Source organism: Mycobacterium simiae, from assembly GCF_008370645.1.
Taxonomy (GTDB): domain Bacteria; phylum Actinomycetota; class Actinomycetes; order Mycobacteriales; family Mycobacteriaceae; genus Mycobacterium; species Mycobacterium simiae_A.
In genome coordinates, this window is sequence record NZ_VTZN01000045.1 from 1 (window position 1) to 18,423 (window position 18,423).

General features: G+C 62.2%; 10 protein-coding genes, 3 rRNA genes and 2 pseudogenes. 7 read left to right on the plus strand and 8 right to left on the minus strand.

The annotated features are described in order from the left end of the window. On the minus strand, positions 1 to 1,704 hold a 1,704-nt coding region (glgP, locus tag F0Q45_RS09635; protein ID WP_149653735.1), incomplete at its 3' end, for an alpha-glucan family phosphorylase. Positions 1,705 to 1,895: 191 nt separating this feature from the next. On the opposite strand from glgP, the gene F0Q45_RS09640 reads away from it, so the two are divergent. The 3 genes and pseudogenes from F0Q45_RS09640 to F0Q45_RS09650 all read left to right on the plus strand — a co-directional run. Further along, entirely contained in the window at positions 1,896 to 3,977 is a 2,082-nt protein-coding gene (locus F0Q45_RS09640) for an alpha-1,4-glucan--maltose-1-phosphate maltosyltransferase (protein ID WP_149653736.1), read from the plus strand. Between the two features lie 5 nt (positions 3,978 to 3,982). Further along, positions 3,983 to 6,190: a 1,4-alpha-glucan branching protein GlgB gene (glgB, locus tag F0Q45_RS09645; RefSeq protein ID WP_149653737.1), complete on the plus strand. Its 2,208-nt coding sequence runs from the start codon at positions 3,983 to 3,985 to the stop codon at positions 6,188 to 6,190. Between the two features lie 148 nt (positions 6,191 to 6,338). Then, positions 6,339 to 6,968: pseudogene (locus F0Q45_RS09650) on the plus strand (PE family protein); the annotation flags it as partial. A gap of 43 nt (positions 6,969 to 7,011) precedes the next feature. Here the strand turns inward: F0Q45_RS09650 and F0Q45_RS09655 are convergent. Together F0Q45_RS09655 and F0Q45_RS09660 are read right to left on the minus strand one after the other, a co-directional pair. Then, on the minus strand, positions 7,012 to 7,926 hold the full coding sequence (locus F0Q45_RS09655) for a tetratricopeptide repeat protein (RefSeq protein WP_149653738.1): 915 nt from the start codon (positions 7,924 to 7,926) through the stop codon (positions 7,012 to 7,014). Positions 7,927 to 8,098: 172 nt separating this feature from the next. Continuing rightward, positions 8,099 to 9,292, minus strand: a complete 1,194-nt coding sequence (locus F0Q45_RS09660) for an acetyl-CoA C-acetyltransferase (RefSeq protein WP_149653739.1) — start codon at positions 9,290 to 9,292, stop codon at positions 8,099 to 8,101. Positions 9,293 to 9,371: 79 nt separating this feature from the next. Here F0Q45_RS09660 and mce point away from each other — a divergent pair, with 79 nt between their 5' ends. After that, positions 9,372 to 9,830: a methylmalonyl-CoA epimerase gene (gene mce / locus F0Q45_RS09665; protein ID WP_149653740.1), complete on the plus strand. Its 459-nt coding sequence runs from the start codon at positions 9,372 to 9,374 to the stop codon at positions 9,828 to 9,830. A gap of 6 nt (positions 9,831 to 9,836) precedes the next feature. Here mce and F0Q45_RS09670 read toward each other — a convergent pair whose 3' ends face one another. Together F0Q45_RS09670 and nucS are read right to left on the minus strand one after the other, a co-directional pair. Further along, a complete protein-coding gene (locus tag F0Q45_RS09670; protein ID WP_149653741.1) occupies positions 9,837 to 10,127 on the minus strand; it encodes a hypothetical protein in 291 nt (96 codons plus the stop codon). Positions 10,128 to 10,129: 2 nt separating this feature from the next. Further along, on the minus strand, positions 10,130 to 10,801 hold the full coding sequence (nucS, locus tag F0Q45_RS09675) for an endonuclease NucS (RefSeq protein ID WP_149653742.1): 672 nt from the start codon (positions 10,799 to 10,801) through the stop codon (positions 10,130 to 10,132). Between the two features lie 104 nt (positions 10,802 to 10,905). On the opposite strand from nucS, the pseudogene F0Q45_RS09680 reads away from it, so the two are divergent. The 3 genes and pseudogenes from F0Q45_RS09680 to F0Q45_RS09690 all read left to right on the plus strand — a co-directional run. Beyond that, a pseudogene (locus tag F0Q45_RS09680) lies at positions 10,906 to 11,115 on the plus strand (adenylate/guanylate cyclase domain-containing protein); the annotation flags it as partial. A gap of 89 nt (positions 11,116 to 11,204) precedes the next feature. Further along, a complete protein-coding gene (locus tag F0Q45_RS09685) occupies positions 11,205 to 12,701 on the plus strand; it encodes a DNA-3-methyladenine glycosylase 2 family protein (protein WP_149653743.1) in 1,497 nt (498 codons plus the stop codon). Then, on the plus strand, positions 12,698 to 13,207 hold the full coding sequence (locus tag F0Q45_RS09690) for a methylated-DNA--[protein]-cysteine S-methyltransferase (RefSeq protein ID WP_149653744.1): 510 nt from the start codon (positions 12,698 to 12,700) through the stop codon (positions 13,205 to 13,207). Before F0Q45_RS09685 ends, F0Q45_RS09690 begins: the two co-directional genes overlap by 4 nt. An 85-nt stretch (positions 13,208 to 13,292) precedes the next feature. Here F0Q45_RS09690 and rrf read toward each other — a convergent pair. The 3 genes from rrf to F0Q45_RS09705 form a co-directional block, all read right to left on the minus strand. Then, positions 13,293 to 13,406, minus strand: a 5S ribosomal RNA gene (gene rrf, locus F0Q45_RS09695). Between the two features lie 84 nt (positions 13,407 to 13,490). Continuing rightward, a 23S ribosomal RNA gene (locus F0Q45_RS09700) occupies positions 13,491 to 16,595 on the minus strand. A 288-nt stretch (positions 16,596 to 16,883) separates the two neighbouring features. After that, positions 16,884 to 18,413: ribosomal RNA gene (locus tag F0Q45_RS09705) — 16S ribosomal RNA — on the minus strand. Together the 16S, 23S and 5S rRNA genes form the textbook arrangement of a ribosomal RNA operon. Positions 18,414 to 18,423: the final 10 nt, after the last annotated feature.

Sequence of the window (18,423 nt, forward strand, 5' to 3'; positions counted from 1 at the left end):
CTGCGGCCGGTCGGCGAAACGCACCACTTGCTGGATGAGCGCCTTACCGCCGTCGTCAGCCGGGTGCGACTTTCCGGCGACGATCAGCTGCATCGGCCGCTGCGGGTCGAGCAACAGCTTTTGCAGGCGCTCCGGATCGCGCAGTATCAGGGTCAACCGTTTGTACGTGGGAACCCGACGGGCAAAGCCGACGGTCAGCACATTCGGATCGAATGCTGTTGCAATCCAGCCTAATTCGGCTTCTGATGCGCCGCGCTCCAGCCACGAGTGCCGCAGCCGCACCCGAACGTCCTCCACCAGCAACGATCGCAGTTGCGACCGGATCCACCACAGACGGCCGGCATCCACCTGTTGGAGCCGTAACCACACGGCAGGCTCGCCGAACGAATCCGGCCCGGCCAGTTCACGACCCAATTGCAGCCATTGCGGCGCCGCCCAGGTTCGCGCATGCACGCCGTTGGTAATCGACCCGATCGGCACCTCGTCATCGTCGAAGCCGGGCCACAGCTCATCAAACATGGCTCGGCTGACCCGGCCGTGCAGCAACGAGACACCATTGGCACGTTGCGCCAGGCGCAGACCCATATGGGCCATGTTGAACTTGGTCGGATCGTCTTCGGCGCCCAGCGCTAGGATCAGCCCGGTCGGCACACCCGGCAGCAGGGTGGGCTCGTCAGCGCCGAAGTACCGCTGCACCATCTCTAACGGGAACCGGTCGATACCGGCGGGTACCGGCGTGTGCGTGGTGAATACGGTGCTGGACCGCACCACCGTCAACGCGGTGTCGAAGTCCAGTCCTGAGTCGATGATGAGTTCTCGGATGCGTTCCGCTCCGAGGAATCCGGCGTGGCCCTCGTTCATGTGGAATACCTCGGGTGCCGGCAGACCTTCAATCGCGGTGAACTCGCGAATCGCCCGGACTCCGCCGATGCCGGCCAGAATCTCTTGCTTGATGCGATGCTCCTGATCGCCTCCGTAGAGACGGTCGGTGACACTGCGCAGGTCGTGCTCATTTCCCGGGATGTCGGAGTCCAGCAGCAGCAGCGGAACCCGGCCCACCTGGGCGACCCAGATCCGCGTCCGCAGCTGCGCTGAGTCCGGCAAGGTGAGTTCGATAAGCACCGGATCGCCGTTGGCGTCGGTAAGCAGCCGCAGCGGAAGCCCCTGCGGGTCCAGCGACGGATAGGTTTCCTGCTGCCAGCCGTCAGCGGTCAACGACTGCCGGAAGTACCCGGAACGGTAGTACAGACCGACCGCAATCAGCGGTAACCCAAGATCGGAGGCGGCCTTGAGATGGTCGCCGGCCAGAATGCCCAGGCCGCCAGAGTAATTGGGCAGCACCTCAGCGACGCCGAACTCCATTGAGAAGTAAGCGATACCGGTCGGCATGCCCAGTCCGTCCTGCTCCTGCTGCTGATACCACAGCGGACGGCTCAGGTAGTCGTCGAGATCGGCCGCCTGCTCGTCGAGCCGGCGCAAAAATTCTTCGTCTTGCGCCAGCTCATCGAGCCGCGCGGGTTTTACCGCACCCAGCACCGCCACCGGGTCGTTGCCACAACTGGCCCATAGCGCGGGATCGATGCTCGCGAAAAGGTCTTGGGTGGCCTTTTCCCACGACCACCGCAGGTTGGTCGATAGCCGATCCAGCGCGGCAAGGCGGTCGGGTAAATGAGCACGCACAGTAAACCGGCGGAGAGCCTTCACGCGTCCCTACCTTACTGAGGATCTCCCTGCGCGCGGGCGGCCCGGCGACTGGTTCGGTCCCGTCGGTGTGGCCGGACACTAGGGTGGGTATGGGCCGCAGAGACGAGCTGACAACGACACCCGAAGGACATCCCGACGACAGCAATGTTGCCTATCGTGCGGGGCGAGCCGTGAGCAGAACGGAGTGATTGGTGCCCGGTCGTGTCGAGATCGACAACGTCGCGCCCGTCGTCTCATGCGGCACCTACCCGGCCAAAGCGGTGGTCGGTGAGGTAATCCCGGTCAGTGCCGCGGTATGGCGGGAAGGTCACGAGGCTGTGGCAGCGACCCTGGTGGTGCGCTACCTCGGTCCGGGCTATCCCCACCTCAGCGATGTCCGGCGGGTCAAGGCGGTCCAGGCTCCGGTGTCGTTGTCCAAGCCGGTCGAGCAGCAACGAGTCAAACCATTGCTGTTTGCGATGACGATGGGTGCAGAGCCTTACGTTTTCCACGGTCACTTCACCCCCGACGCCGTCGGACTGTGGACCTTCCGGGTCGACGGCTGGGGCGACCCGGTTCACACCTGGCGACATGGGCTGCTCGCCAAGCTCGACGCCGGCCAGGGCGAGAAAGAATTGTCCAACGACTTGCTGATCGGGGCCGCGCTGTTGGAGCGGGCCGCGACGCGCGTGCCACGCGCCCAGCGCTGGCCCCTGATGGAAGCCGTCCGGGCGTTGCGGAGCCCCGGTGATCCGGTAACCCGTTCGGCGCTGGCACTGGCACCCGAGATCGACGATCTGCTGCGGGCCTACCCGCTGCGGGACCTGGTCACCCGAGGCGAGCAGTACGGAGTCTGGGTGGACCGGCCGCTGGCCCGCTTTGGGGCCTGGTACGAGATGTTTCCGCGCTCCACCGGCGGCTGGGACGACGACGGCAAACCGGTCCACGGCACCTTTGCCACCGCGGCCGCCGAACTGCCGCGCATCGCGCGGATGGGGTTCGACGTGGTGTACCTGCCACCAATCCATCCCATTGGCAAGGTGCACCGCAAGGGCCGCAACAACAACCCGACCGCGGCGCCCGGGGACGTCGGATCACCGTGGGCGATCGGCAGCGACGAGGGTGGCCACGACGCCATCCACCCGAGCCTGGGCACCATCGACGACTTCGACGACTTCGTCGCCGCTGCCCGCGACCTGGGTATGGAGGTGGCCCTGGACCTGGCGCTGCAATGCGCGCCGGATCATCCCTGGGCCCGCCAACACCGGCAGTGGTTCACCGAACTGCCGGACGGCACCATTGCCTACGCCGAGAACCCGCCCAAGAAGTATCAGGATATCTACCCGCTCAACTTCGACACCGATCCCGCCGGCCTCTACGACGAAGTGCTACGGGTGGTATGTCATTGGATTGACCACGGCGTCAAGTTCTTTCGAGTCGACAACCCGCACACCAAGCCGCCTAACTTCTGGACTTGGCTGATCGAACAGGTCAAGACCATCGACCCCGACGTGTTGTTCCTATCCGAGGCGTTCACGCCGCCGGCCCGCCAGTACGGGCTGGCCAAGCTCGGCTTCACCCAGTCCTACAGCTACTTCACCTGGCGCACGTCTAAGTTTGAGCTCACCGAATTCGGCAACGAGATCGCCGAACTGGCTGACTTTCGCCGACCCAACCTCTTCGTCAATACCCCGGACATCCTGCACGCGATCCTGCAGCACCACGGCCCCGGTATGTTCGCCATCCGCGCGCTGCTGGCCGCCACCATGGGCCCGGCCTGGGGCGTGTACTCAGGTTACGAGCTATTCGAGCATCGCGCGGTACGGGACGGCAGCGAGGAATACCTGGACTCGGAGAAGTACGAACTGCGTCCGCGTGACTTCGCGACTGCGCTCGCCGAAGGCCGGTCACTGGAACCGTTCATCACACAACTCAACGCAATCCGGCGAGTGCATCCCGCGCTACAGCAGTTACGCACCATTCATTTCCATCACATCGACAACGAGGCGTTGCTGGCCTACAGCAAGTTCGACCCCATCACCGGCGACTGCGTCCTAGTCGTGGTGACGCTTAATGCCTTTGTGCCCCAGGAAGCGACGCTGTGGCTGGACATGCCGGCGTTGGGTATGGAGCCCTACGAGCGATTTTGGGTGCGCGACGAGATAACCGGCCAGGAATTCCAATGGGGACAGGCAAATTACATCCGCATCGACCCAGGGCAAGCAGTCGCGCACATCATCAACATGCCAGTCATTCCCGAGGAATCCCGACTTGCCCTGCTGCGCAGAAGGTGAGCGACATGAGCCGATCTGAGCCCAGAGTTGATCAACTGGCCAAGAAGAACTTGGCGCCCAACCGTGCCGAGATCGAGCGCCTGGTCGCGGGCGCACACCATAACCCGCACAGCATCCTGGGCGCCCACGAGTACGGCGACTACACCGTCATTCGGGCGTTTCGGCCCCATGCCGTCGCGATCGTCGCGATCGTTGGCGACGACCAATTCCCGATGCGACATATCGATGCGGGCCTGTTCGCGGTGGCGCTGCCGTTCGCCAACCTGATCGATTACCGATTGCAGGTGAGCTACCAGGGCGCTGATCCATACACGGTCGCCGACGCCTACCGCTTTCTGCCTACCCTCGGCGAAGTCGACCTCCACTTATTCGCCGAAGGCCGCCACGAGCGGCTCTGGGAAGTCCTTGGCGCACATCGTCGTTCGTTCACCACCGCCGATGGTCAGGTCAACGGGGTGTCCTTCGCGGTATGGGCGCCCAACGCCAAAGGCATCAGCCTGATCGGTGATTTCAACGGCTGGACCGGTCACGACGCCCCGATGCGGACGCTGGGCTCATCCGGAGTATGGGAATTGTTCTGGCCGGGCTTTCCCGACAACGGTCTGTACAAGTTCCGCGTGCACGGCGCCGACGGCGTAGTCACCGATCGGGCTGATCCGTTCGCGTTTGGCACCGAGGTGCCGCCACAGACGGCGTCGCGGGTGACGGCGAGCAACTACACCTGGGGTGACGATAACTGGATGACTTTGCGCGCGCAACGCAACCCGGTGTTTGAGCCAATGAGTACCTATGAAGTCCATCTCGGCTCCTGGCGGCCCGGACTATGCTACCGTCAACTTGCCCACGAGCTAACGAATTACATTGTTGAGCATGGCTTTACCCACGTTGAGCTGTTGCCTGTAGCCGAGCACCCGTTCGCCGGGTCGTGGGGATATCAGGTCACGTCGTATTATGCCCCGACATCGCGATTCGGCACACCAGACGACTTCCGGGCGTTGGTCGACGCGCTACACCAAGCCGGTATCGGGGTCATCGTGGACTGGGTACCGGCCCACTTTCCCAAGGACGCGTGGGCGCTGGGACGGTTCGACGGCACCGCGCTTTACGAGCATTCCGATCCCAAGCGCGGCGAGCAACTCGACTGGGGCACCTACGTTTTTGACTTCGGGCGCCCAGAAGTGCGCAATTTCCTGGTTGCCAACGCCTTGTTCTGGATCCAGGAATTCCACGTCGACGGCCTACGGGTGGACGCAGTCGCGTCCATGCTCTACCTGGACTACTCGCGCCCCGCGGGCGGCTGGACCCCGAACATCTACGGCGGGCGGGAGAACTTGGAGGCGGTGCAGTTCTTGCAGGAGATGAACGCCACCGCACACAGAGTAGCGCCGGGCATCGTCACCATCGCCGAGGAGTCAACGTCGTGGCCGGGCGTTACTCGACCGACAAACCTTGGCGGCCTCGGCTTTTCGATGAAGTGGAACATGGGCTGGATGCACGACACACTCGACTACATCAGCCGGGATCCCATCTATCGCAGCTTCCACCACCATGAGATGACGTTTTCCATGCTGTATGCGTTCAGCGAGAACTACGTGCTACCGCTAAGCCACGACGAGGTGGTGCACGGCAAAGGCACCCTGTGGGGGCGGATGCCCGGCAATAATCACACCAAGGCCGCCGGGCTGCGCAGCCTGCTTGCCTACCAGTGGGCACACCCGGGCAAACAACTGCTGTTCATGGGCCAGGAATTCGGCCAACGCGCCGAGTGGTCCGAGCAGCACGGGCTAGATTGGTTTCAACTCGACGAGCAGGGATTCTCCAACGGCGTGCTACGGCTGGTACGCGATCTCAACAGCATCTACCGCAGCCACCCCGCGCTGTGGAGCCACGACACCACACCCGAGGGCTACTCGTGGATCGACGCCAACGACTCGGCCAACAACGTCTTGAGCTTCCTGCGCTACGGCAGTGCCGGCTCGGTCATGGCCTGCGTGTTCAACTTCGCCGGAGCCGAACGCAGCGGCTACCGGCTCGGCTTACCCGCCGCCGGCCGCTGGCGAGAAGTGCTCAACACCGACGCAACGCACTACACCGGGTCCGGAATCGGCAACCTTGGCGGTGTGGACGCTACCGATGACCCATGGCATGGTCGCCCTGCTTCCGCGGTTTTGGTATTGCCGCCTTTGTCGGCGCTATGGCTGGAACCCGATTAGCTGGTGCGGAACGCCCGCTCCAACAGATCGACAACGCTCAAGATTGCAAGACTCTGAAGCTCTTGTCTTACAACTCGATATCCTGGCCAGCGCCGACATCGTGCCGCTTCATCGCGCGCCAGTCACGATTTGCCAAGCAGGCAAAGGAATGCCTTTTCTTATCGCGTCACCGGAGACGCTGATCACGGCAGCCTCGGATTTGGTCAGCATCGGTTCGCCAGTCAGCGAAGCCAACGTGCCGCGGCGGTCCGAACGACGGCGCTGACGGCCGCGGCGGCAGACGAGGTGTCGACGGCCATCGCAGCGGTGTTCGGCTCACACGGTCAGGCTTACCAGGTCGTGGGCGTCCAGGCGGCGACCTTCCACACCCAGTTCCTGCACGCTGAACGCTGGCGCCGCGTCGTATGCGAGCGTCGAAGCCGCCAGCGCGTCCCCGCTGCAGGGGCTACACAACGTGATTAACGCGCCTTCCCAGATGCTGCCGGGACGTCCGCTCATCGGTAACGGCTCCGACGGCGCACCGGGGACGGGACAGCATGGCGGGGCGGGCGGCATCTTGATCGGCAACGGCGGCGCCGGCGGGTCGGGCGCGTCCGGCCAAGCTGGTGGGAACGGTGGTGCGGCAGGCCTACTTGGGATGGGCGGGGCCAGCGGCACCGGCGGCGCGGGCGGGTTCGGCGGGGCCGGTGGCATCCTGTTCGGCGCCGGCGGCAACGGCGGCAACGGCGCAAACGGTCCGGTGCCAGGAGCCGGCGACTCCGCCGGAATGGGCAGGCTGTTGCTCGGCGAGAACGGGAAGAAGGGGCAGCCCTAGCCTCGCCTTAATACAGCGCGTTGGCGAGGTTGCGCCGGCCCGCGATGACCTCTGGATCGGAGGGGTCAAAGAGTTCGAACAACTCGATGAGCCGGGTGCGCACCCGGGTGCGCTCCTCGCCAGATGTACTCCGCACCAACGCAACCAGGCGTTCGAACGCTCCGCTGACATCCTGATTGAGGATTTGCACGTCGGCAGCCGCAAACGCGGCTTCGACATCGTCGGCTGCGGCGTCGGCGACCAGGACGGCATCGTGCCGTTGCGCGGTGGCGCGGGTGAGGAATTCGATCTGGCGGATCGCCGCCTTCGCCTCATTGCTGCCGGGATCTGCGTCCAGGATCGCCTGGTAAGACGTCTTTGCCGCGACGAAGTCGCCGGCCTCGAGTTCCGCGCGGGCCTGCGCCAACGCCGGGTCGGCTTCCGCCGCTTCCGCCGAAACCCTTGGACCCTTAAGTTTTCCGGCTGTAGTCGACAGCAGCGAGTCTAGCCAGCGGCGCAATTGATCGGTAGGTTGCGGACCCTGAAAGCTCGAGATCGGCTGGGCTGCGGCCAGCGCAACCACAGTCGGCACCGCTTGTACACCGAATACCTGAGCCACTCTGGGCGCAACGTCGACGTTGACCGTCGCCAGTTGCCAGCTGCCCTTGTCAGCTGCGGCCAAGCCCGACAGCGCGTCGACCAGGTCCACACAGACGTCGCTGCGCGGCGACCACAGCAACACCACCACTGGCACCTCGTCAGAGCGGGCAATCACCACGTCTTCGAAATTGGCCTCAGTAACCTCGGCAACAGCGACCTGCGCCGACGGCTCCCGGCCGCTGTCGCCGCTTGCAGCAGCACTTTGTTGAGCTCGTTGCTTGAGGCCGGAAAGATCGACCGCACCGGCCAAGGCAGGCCCAATTGGGGGTCGCGGACGCGTCACGCCACCAAGTCTGTCACGCCGCGTCGGCCGACGATCCACCCGGTGGCGACCAGGGTCGCTGGCATAAGCGACAACCCACGCCCGTGTCGCGGCGCCACGGTCAACGATATGACCAAAATCACATCGGTGTCCGGCGAGCGGCCGCCAGCAACGTCGCGGAGCTCTTCGGTTCCTAGCCGGCCCGCAGAACCAGCGCGTCACCCTGACCGCCCGCGCCACACAGGGCGGCAACCCCGTAACCCGAACCGCGGCGGGCCAACTCCAGCGCCACGTGCAGCGTGATACGCGCCCCCGACATGCCGATTGGATGGCCGACCGCTATCGCCCCACCGTTGACGTTGACAATTTCGGGGTTCACTGCGAGTTCCCTCGTGGAGGCCAAGGCAACGGCGGCGAAGGCCTCGTTGATCTCGACGACATCAAGCTGGTCTACCGAGATGTTTTCGCGGCCAAGGGCTTTCTTGATCGCATTGGCCGGCTGCGATTGCAGCGTCGAGTCGGGGCCGGCCACCACGCCATGCGCACCGATCTCGACCAGCCAGTTCAGGCCCAGCTCCTGGGCCTTCGCCTTGCTCATCACCACAACCGCGGCCGCGCCATCGGAGATCTGCGACGCCGAGCCGGCGGTAATGGTGCCGTCCTTGCGAAAGGCCGGCTTCAGGCCGCCCAATGAATCGGCGGTGGTATTCGCTCGAATGCCCTCATCTTCGCTGAATTGCAGTGGATCACCTTTGCGTTGCGGAATACTCACCGGCACCACTTCGTCGGCGAACACGCCGTCCTTCCATGCAGCGGCCGCTTTCTGGTGCGACTGAGCTGCGTACTCGTCCTGCTCGCGACGCGTGAACTGGTCGATGTCATTGCGCTGCTCGGTGAGCGCCCCCATCGGCTGGTCGGTGAACACGTCGTGTAGCCCGTCATAGGCCATGTGGTCCAAGACCGTGACGTCGCCGTACTTGTAGCCGGCCCGGCTGTCCATCAGCAGATGAGGCGCTTTGGTCATGGACTCCTGACCGCCGGCTACCACCACGTCGAACTCGCCAGCTCGAATCAGCTGGTCAGCTAGGGCGATGGCGTCGATACCGGATAAACACATCTTGTTGATGGTCAGCGCGGGCACCTCCCAGCCAACACCGGCTGCGACCGCCGCCTGCCGGGCGGGCAGCTGTCCCGCGCCGGCCGTCAACACCTGACCCATGATTACGTACTCGACCAACGACGCTGGGACTGCTACATCCGGAAAGGCTTTGCGCAGAGCGCCCTTGATGGCGATGGCGCCCAAATCGCTGGCGCTGAAATCCTTGAGTGAACCCATCAACTTGCCGATAGGGGTTCGCGCGCCAGCAACAATCACCGACGTCGTCATGACTACCTCCTCATAGCACCGGAGCGGCCGATCCGGCCAACCCGGAGCAGCAGAATCTTCTTAATGAGGTTACCGTTGTGTGATGACCACCGATCAAGTTGACGCCCGTCGCGTCCTAGCCACCTCATTGGTGACCGGGCTCGACCATGTCGGCATTGCCGTAGTCGACCTCGATGCGGCGATCGAGTGGTACCACGACCATCTCGGCATGATCCTGGTGCATGAGGAGCTGAACGACGACCAGGGAATCCGCGAAGCAATGCTGGCGGTGCCAGGCTCCACGGCGCAGCTTCAGTTGATGGCTCCGATCGACGAGTCGTCAGCAATCGCGAAGTTCTTGGACAAGCGCGGACCGGGCATCCAGCAGCTTGCCTGCCAAGTCAGCGATCTCGATGCACTGAGCCGGCGACTGCGCTCCCAAGGCGTACGTCTGGTCTACAAGACACCACGGCGGGGTACGGCCAACTCACGGATCAACTTCATCCACCCCAAGGACGCCGGCGGCGTTCTGATCGAGTTGGTTGAGCCGGCCACCTAAGCTAGTTCAAGACCACTTTCTGGTCGGACGGCGGTTGGCACGGTTGGCCCAACACGGTACGTGCCAATGGCGCCGGTCCTCAACCGCTTCCGGCGCATTCACCGGCCACACCACCACATGTGCTGTGCCGCAGCGGATCTCGTGATCGCATCCGGGGCAGCGATAGGTCTTCAGGGCCCGCGCCGCGGCGACCGAGCGCACTTCGTACTCGTAGCCACCCGGCCCTATTTCAAGCCGGCGCAGCATCGGCGCTAGCGACACCGGCTCTCGGTGTGCCCGCTTACCGCGTCGAGCCATTGTCAAAACAGCCGGTACTCATCGCTGTCCATTCCCCGCATTCGATCGTAATCCAACGTCAGACAACGGATTCCGCGGTCAGTGGCCAAAGTGCGAGCCTGCGGCTTGAACTGTTGAGCGGCGAACACTCCCTTGACCGGCGCCAGAACGCTGTCCCGATTGAGCAATTCAAGATAACGGGTGAGCTGCTCCACCCCGTCAATTTCGCCGCGCCGCTTGACCTCCACCGCAATCGAGCCGCCATGTTCGTCGCGGCACAGCAGGTCAACCGGTCCGATCGCGGTCATGTACTCGCGACGAACCAGCGTGTACCCCTGGCCCAGTAGTTGAACATGCTCGGCGAGCAACGCCTGCAGGTGAGCTTCGACGCCGTCCTTCACCAGTCCCGGATCGACGCCCAGATCATGACTCGAGTCGTGCTCGACGTCTTCGACGGTGATGCGCAACTGTTCGCCGGACTTGTTGGTCACCACCCACACCGGCGACTGCGGGTCGGATTCCTCGGTCAACCAGCACGGCGGACTCATCCAGTTCAACGGCTTGTAGGCGCGGTCGTCGGCATGCACGCTGACCGATCCGTCGGCCTTGAACAGCAGCAGTCTGCGGGCCGACGGCAGGTGCGCGGTGAGCCGGCCAACGTAGTCGACCGTGCATTGAGCAATCACTAGTCGCACCCGACTCACCTTAGAGCGTGTTGTACAAATTAGGCTGACGCCACCATGTCACCCAAGAAGTCCTCGCAGAAAAGCGTGGCCCAATGCTTGGGCCGAGTGCTGGGGTGATCGGCGAGCCGGTCAACGAGGCGGCCCGACTCTGCGAACGGGCCAAATCGCGTCCCGGAAAACTGCTGACATCGGCACAGACCGTCCCGCAGGCCAACGAATCCGAGCAGGCGCGATGGTCGTTAGGCAGGCAGGTGAAGCTTCGCGGGCACAAGCAACCGACCCGATTAGCCTCGCCCACGGAGCCCGCCAAGCTGCGCAGGTAATGCTTCGCCACCGGCGCCACCACCCGCCTTCGCACATCAATGTCGGTTTTCCGCTAGCCGTGTCGGTGCGCAGGTGTAATTGTCGAGATGTGCACGAAGATTTCGAACGCTGCTACCGAGCGGTCCAGTCCAAGGACGCCCGGTTCGACGGCTGGTTCGTCATCGCCGTCTTGACCACCCGCATCTATTGCCGGCCCAGTTGCCCCGTCCGGCCGCCGTTCGCGCACAATGTGCGGTTCCTGCCAACGGCCGCGGCCGCCCAACGAGAGGGCTTTCGGGCCTGCAAACGCTGCCGCCCTGATGCGTCACCAGGTTCTCCGGAATGGAACGTGCGCGGTGACGTGGTGGCACGGGCCATGCGGCTGATCGCCGATGGCACGGTGGATCGCGAGGGTGTCACCGGCCTCGCCGCGCGGCTGGGTTACACCACTCGTCAGCTGCAGCGGCTGCTGCAGGCCGAGGTGGGCGCCGGTCCGCTGGCGCTGGCCCGCGCGCAACGGATGCAAACTGCCCGAGTGTTGATCGAGACCACCGAGTTGCCGTTCGGCGATGTCGCGTTTGCCGCCGGATTCTCCAGCATCCGCCAGTTCAACGACACCGTTCGTCTCCTCTGCGCCAGCACGCCAACGGCGTTGCGCGAACGGGCAGCCACGCGATTCGCCACCCCTACTCCGTCTCCCGGGACGGTCTCCCTGCGGCTAGCGGTGCGTGCACCATTTGCCTACGCGGGTGTTTTCGGCCATCTGGGAGCAGGCGTGGTATCAGGCTGCGAGGAGGTCCGCGACGGCGCGTACCGGCGAACGCTCCGGCTCGCCTCGGGCAACGGCATAGTGACCTTGACACCGGCACCCGATCATGTGCGCTGTCAGCTAGTGCTCGACGACTTCCGCGACCTCGGGACGGCCACCGCCCGGTGCCGGCGGTTGCTAGACCTTGATGCCGACCCTCAAGCGGTAGTCGACGCGCTCAGCGGTGACCCGGATATGGCCGCGGTGGTCGCCATGGCACCCGGACAGCGGATCCCGCGCACCGTCGACGAGGCCGAGCTGGCCGTGCGGGCGGTACTGGGTCAACAAGTATCAACCAAGGCCGCGCGAACCCACTGCGCCCGGCTCGTGGCCGGCTACGGGAAACCTGTCGACGATCCCGAGGGAAACTTGACGCACATATTCCCGTCGGTGCAGCAGCTGAGCGAGATCGATCCCGCCCTGCTGGCCGTCCCCCAGGCCCGCCGGCGCACGGTGAGCGCACTCATCAGCGGCCTCGCCGACGGCAGCATCACGCTAGACGCCGGATGCGACTGGGCACGGGCGCGTAGCCAGTTGCTGGCATTGCCGGGTGTAGGCCCCTGGACCGCCGAAGTGATCGCAATGCGCGGCCTGGGTGATCCAGATGCGTTTCCCGCCAACGACCTCGGCGTTCGACTAGCCGCCAAACAACTCGGCCTGCCCGGGCAGCAACGAGCACTTGCCGAGCGCAGTGCCCGCTGGCGTCCCTGGCGGTCGTATGCCACCCAGCACCTATGGACCACGCTCGAGCATCCGGTAAACCATTGGCCACCACAGTCTCCGAAGGAAGTCGCATGATTCGCTACCGCACAATCGATAGCCCGATAGGACCGCTGACCCTGGCCGGGTGCGGCGCTAGGTTGACAAATTTGCGGATGGTCGACCAGACGTACGAGCCCAGCCGCACCAGCTGGTCACCAGATGACGAGGCCTTCGCGGGCGCCGTAGACCAGCTGCAAGCTTATTTCGCCGGCGAGCGCACCGAATTTCAGATCGAGCTCGATCTGCAGGGCACGGAATTTCAGCAGCGGGTGTGGCAGGCGCTGCTGACGATCCCGTACGGGGAAACTCGATCCTACGGCGAAATCGCCGAGCAAATCGGCGCACCGGGCGCCGCACGCGCCGTAGGGCTCGCCAACGGCCACAATCCCATCGCCATTATTGTCCCCTGCCATCGCGTAATCGGCGCCAATGGAAAGCTTACCGGCTACGGTGGCGGGATTGACCGCAAGCAAGCCCTGCTCGAATTGGAGAAACGCCGGGCATCTTTAACTTCCCGCGAGCGTAACGCCACGGCGAAATAACGCCCCAGAATTCGCCTTCGCGTTACGCTCGCGACCCAAACCAGAAAAGCAAAAACACCCCCGGTTACCGGGGGTGTTTTTGTGTGTTCGGCGGTGTCCTACTTTTCCACCCGAGAAGGGCAGTATCATCGGCGCTGACAGGCTTAGCTTCCGGGTTCGGGATGGGACCGGGCGTTTCCCTGTCGCTGTGGCCGCCGTAACTCTATGTAAATTTGTACTGGTGGGGGGTGTGGTATTCCGCGGCCGCTGGCCGCGTTACTGAATATGTGGTTGCGATTTGTGTGTTGGTAAGTTTTCGGCCGGTTAGTGCCAGTCCCCTTCACTCATTGCTGAGCTTCCAGGTCTGACCTATTGAACCCGTGGTCTGCGGGGGGCCTTATCCCTCTAAAAGGGTGAGAAGCCTGATCTTGGAGAAGGTTTCCCGCTTAGATGCTTTCAGCGGTTATCCTGTCCGAACGTAGCTATCCAGCGGTGCCCCTGGTGGGACAACTGGTGCACTAGAGGTTCGTCCGTCCCGGTCCTCTCGTACTAGGGACAGGTTTCCTCAAGCTTCTGACGCGCGCGGCGGATAGAGACCGAACTGTCTCACGACGTTCTAAACCCAGCTCGCGTGCCGCTTTAATGGGCGAACAGCCCAACCCTTGGGACCTGCTCCAGCCCCAGGATGCGACGAGCCGACATCGAGGTGCCAAACCATCCCGTCGATATGGACTCTTGGGGAAGATCAGCCTGTTATCCCCGGGGTACCTTTTATCCGTTGAGCGACACCCCTTCCACTCAGAGGTGCCGGATCACTAGTCCCGACTTTCGTCCCTGCTTGACTTGTAGGTCTCGCAGTCAAGCTCCCTTGTGCACTTACACTCGCCACCTGATTGCCGTCCAGGTTGAGGGAACCTTTGGGCGCCTCCGTTACATTTTAGGAGGCAACCGCCCCAGTTAAACTACCCGCCAGGCACTGTCCGTGAACCCGATTCAGGGTTCGACGTTAGGTGTCCAATACGATCAGAGTGGTATTTCAACAACGACTCCGCCCCAACTAGCGTTGAGGTTTCACAGTCTCCCACCTATCCTACACAAACCGTACCGAACACCAATACCAAGTTGTAGTGAAGGTCCCGGGGTCTTTTCGTCCTGCCGCGCGTAACGAGCATCTTTACTCGTAGTGCAATTTCGCCGAGTCTATGGTTGAGACAGCTGAGAAGTCGTTACGCCATTCGTGCAGGTCGGAACTTACCCGACAAGGAATTTCGCTACCTTAGGATGGTTATAGTTACCACCGCCGTTTACTGGGGCTTAAATTCTCCGCTTCACCCTTTCGAGTTAACGGGTCCTCTTAACCTTCCAGCACCGGGCAGGCGTCAGTCCGTATACATCGTCTTGCGACTTCGCACGGACCTGTGTTTTTAGTAAACAGTCGCTTCTCACTGGTTTCTGCGACCGGTTTCCGCTCCCAGCGCAAGGCTGTTCACGGCGTGCCGGTCCCCCTTCTCCCGAAGTTACGGGGGCATTTTGCCGAGTTCCTTAACCATAGTTATCTCGTACGCCTTGGTATTCTCTACCTGACCACCTGTGTCGGTTTGGGGTACGGGCCGTGTGTGTGCTCGCTAGAGGCTTTTCTTGGCAGCAGAGGATCACCGAATTCGCCTCAATCGGCTATGCATCACCTCTCAGGATTAGTGAGCGACGGATTTGCCTATCGCTCTCCCTACGGGCTTGCCCCAGTATTACCACTGACTGGTACGGCTGCCTTCCTGCGTCACCCCGTCGCTTGACTACTACCAACCGGGGTCCCACGCAGCCGATCACCGTCGCACCCCGAAGGGATTGATCGGCAACCATTTGGGTGGTTAGCACAATTGATTCATCACGGGCGCGCACACACGGGTACGGGAATATCAACCCGTTGTCCATCGACTACGCCTGTCGGCCTCGCCTTAGGTCCCGACTCACCCTGGGCGGACTGGCCTGGCCCAGGAACCCTTGGTCTTTCGGCGGGCAAGGTTCTCACTTGCCTTATCGCTACTCATGCCTGCATTCTCACTCCCCCACCCTCCACCGTCGGTCACCCGACGGCTTCGCTGAATGAGGGACGCTCCCCTACCCAACCTTGCGGTTGTCGCGGCTTCGGCGGTGTGCTTGAGCCCCGCTACATTATCGGCGCACAATCACTTGACCAGTGAGCTATTACGCACTCTTTCAAGGGTGGCTGCTTCTAAGCCAACCTCCTGGTTGTCTCTGCGACTGCACATCCTTTCCCACTTAGCACACGCTTTGGGGCCTTAGCCGGCGATCTGGGCTGTTTCCCTTTCGACGTACGGAGCTTATCCCCCGCCGTCTCACTGCCACGCTATACACCACGGCATTCGGAGTTTGGCTGACGTCAGTAACCTAGTGGGGCCCATCGGCCATCCAGTAGCTCTACCTCCGTGGTGAAACACGCAACGCTGCACCTAAATGCATTTCGGGGAGAACCAGCTATCACGGAGTTTGATTGGCCTTTCACCCCTACCCACAGCTCATCCCCTCAGTCTTCAACCTAAGTGGGTTCGGGCCTCCACGCGGTCTTACCCGCGCTTCACCCTGGCCATGGGTAGATCACTCCGCTTCGGGTCCAGAACATGCCACTACACACGCTTGCGCGTGATACGCCCTATTCAGACTCGCTTTCGCTGCGGCTACCCCACACGGGTTAACCTCGCGACATGTCCCTGACTCGCAGGCTCATTCTTCAAAAGGCACGCCATCACCCCACAAAAGGGCTCTGACGGATTGTAGGCACACGGTTTCAGGTACTCTTTCACTCCCCTCCCGGGGTACTTTTCACCATTCCCTCACGGTACTTTTCCGCTATCGGTCATCGAGAAGTATTTAGGCTTACCGGGTGGTCCCGGCAGATTCACAGCAGATTCCACGGGCCCGCTGCTACTCGGGAATTGATACAAGGCAGGTATCGGGTTTTCACGTACCGGGCTCTCACCGTCTACGGCAGACCATCCCAGGCCATTTCCGTTAACCACGACACTTTCTGACTGCCCCTCAGCCAGGTAGAGCTGAGATGTATCAATCCCACAACCCCGCACGCACAACCCCTACCCGGTTACACATGCATGCGGTTTAGCCATTTTCCGCGTTCGCTCGCCACTACTTACGGAATCACTTTTGTTTTCTTCTCCTACGGGTACTGAGATGTTTCACTTCCCCGCGTTCCCTCCCGTAGCCTATATATTCAGCTACGGGTAACACGACATGACTCGTGTTGGGTTTCCCCATTCGGAAATCCTCGGATCCACGCTTGGTTGACAGCTCCCCGAGGCTTATCGCAGCCTCCCACGTCCTTCATCGGCTCTCGATGCCAAGGCATCCACCATGCGCCCTTAGACACTTACAAACACTACAAAAACCAAAGAATAAAATTGCACAAAAGAACACGCTGCCGCCCCAATCTTTGGAACGCAACGCATCCAATTGATGCTCGCAACCACTATCCAGTTCTCAAACACCACACCCCACCACCAAGATGGGGGGACAACATCCCTGACAAGCCGGGTGTTGTCTCAGGACCCAATAGTGTGTCTGGCTTGCATGTTGTCGTGCACCCGGCCCTCGCCCACTACAGACGAGGACCCCTCACGGCCTACACCCCACCAATTGGGGTGTTTCTCGTGGTGCTCCTTAGAAAGGAGGTGATCCAGCCGCACCTTCCGGTACGGCTACCTTGTTACGACTTCGTCCCAATCGCCGATCCCACCTTCGACAGCTCCCTCCCAAAGGGTTAGGCCACTGGCTTCGGGTGTTACCGACTTTCATGACGTGACGGGCGGTGTGTACAAGGCCCGGGAACGTATTCACCGCAGCGTTGCTGATCTGCGATTACTAGCGACTCCGACTTCACGGGGTCGAGTTGCAGACCCCGATCCGAACTGAGACCGGCTTTAAAAGGATTCGCTTAACCTCACGGCATCGCAGCCCTTTGTACCGGCCATTGTAGCATGTGTGAAGCCCTGGACATAAGGGGCATGATGACTTGACGTCATCCCCACCTTCCTCCGAGTTGACCCCGGCAGTCTCTCACGAGTCCCCGGCATTACCCGCTGGCAACATGAGACAAGGGTTGCGCTCGTTGCGGGACTTAACCCAACATCTCACGACACGAGCTGACGACAGCCATGCACCACCTGCACACAGGCCACAAGGGAACGCCTATCTCTAGACGCGTCCTGTGCATGTCAAACCCAGGTAAGGTTCTTCGCGTTGCATCGAATTAATCCACATGCTCCGCCGCTTGTGCGGGCCCCCGTCAATTCCTTTGAGTTTTAGCCTTGCGGCCGTACTCCCCAGGCGGGGTACTTAATGCGTTAGCTACGGCACGGATCCCAAGGAAGGAAACCCACACCTAGTACCCACCGTTTACGGCGTGGACTACCAGGGTATCTAATCCTGTTCGCTCCCCACGCTTTCGCTCCTCAGCGTCAGTTACTGCCCAGAGACCCGCCTTCGCCACCGGTGTTCCTCCTGATATCTGCGCATTCCACCGCTACACCAGGAATTCCAGTCTCCCCTGCAGTACTCTAGTCTGCCCGTATCGCCCGCACGCTCACAGTTAAGCCGTGAGATTTCACGAACAACGCGACAAACCACCTACGAGCTCTTTACGCCCAGTAATTCCGGACAACGCTCGCACCCTACGTATTACCGCGGCTGCTGGCACGTAGTTGGCCGGTGCTTCTTCTCCACCTACCGTCAGCCCGAGATAACCCGAACCTTCGTCGATGGTGAAAGAGGTTTACAACCCGAAGGCCGTCATCCCCCACGCGGCGTCGCTGCATCAGGCTTGCGCCCATTGTGCAATATTCCCCACTGCTGCCTCCCGTAGGAGTCTGGGCCGTATCTCAGTCCCAGTGTGGCCGGACACCCTCTCAGGCCGGCTACCCGTCGTCGCCTTGGTAGGCCGTCACCCCACCAACAAGCTGATAGGCCGCGGGCCCATCCCACACCGCAAAAGCTTTCCACCACAAGGCATGCGCCAAGTGGTCCTATCCGGTATTAGACCCAGTTTCCCAGGCTTATCCCGGTGTGCAGGGCAGATTACCCACGTGTTACTCACCCGTTCGCCACTCGAGTACCCCGAAGGGCCTTTCCGTTCGACTTGCATGTGTTAAGCACGCCGCCAGCGTTCGTCCTGAGCCAGGATCAAACTCTCCAAACAAAAACTACCC

Bases quoted from the DNA above. Each gene is read 5' to 3' on its own strand.
- glgB (WP_149653737.1), top strand. From the start codon at position 3,983: ATGAGCCGATCTGAGCCCAGAGTTGATCAACTGGCCAAGAAGAACTTG.
- F0Q45_RS09670 (WP_149653741.1), bottom strand. From the start codon at position 10,127: ATGGCTCGACGCGGTAAGCGGGCACACCGAGAGCCGGTGTCGCTAGCG.
- F0Q45_RS09690 (WP_149653744.1), top strand. From the start codon at position 12,698: ATGATTCGCTACCGCACAATCGATAGCCCGATAGGACCGCTGACCCTG.
- F0Q45_RS09660 (WP_149653739.1), bottom strand. From the start codon at position 9,292: ATGACGACGTCGGTGATTGTTGCTGGCGCGCGAACCCCTATCGGCAAG.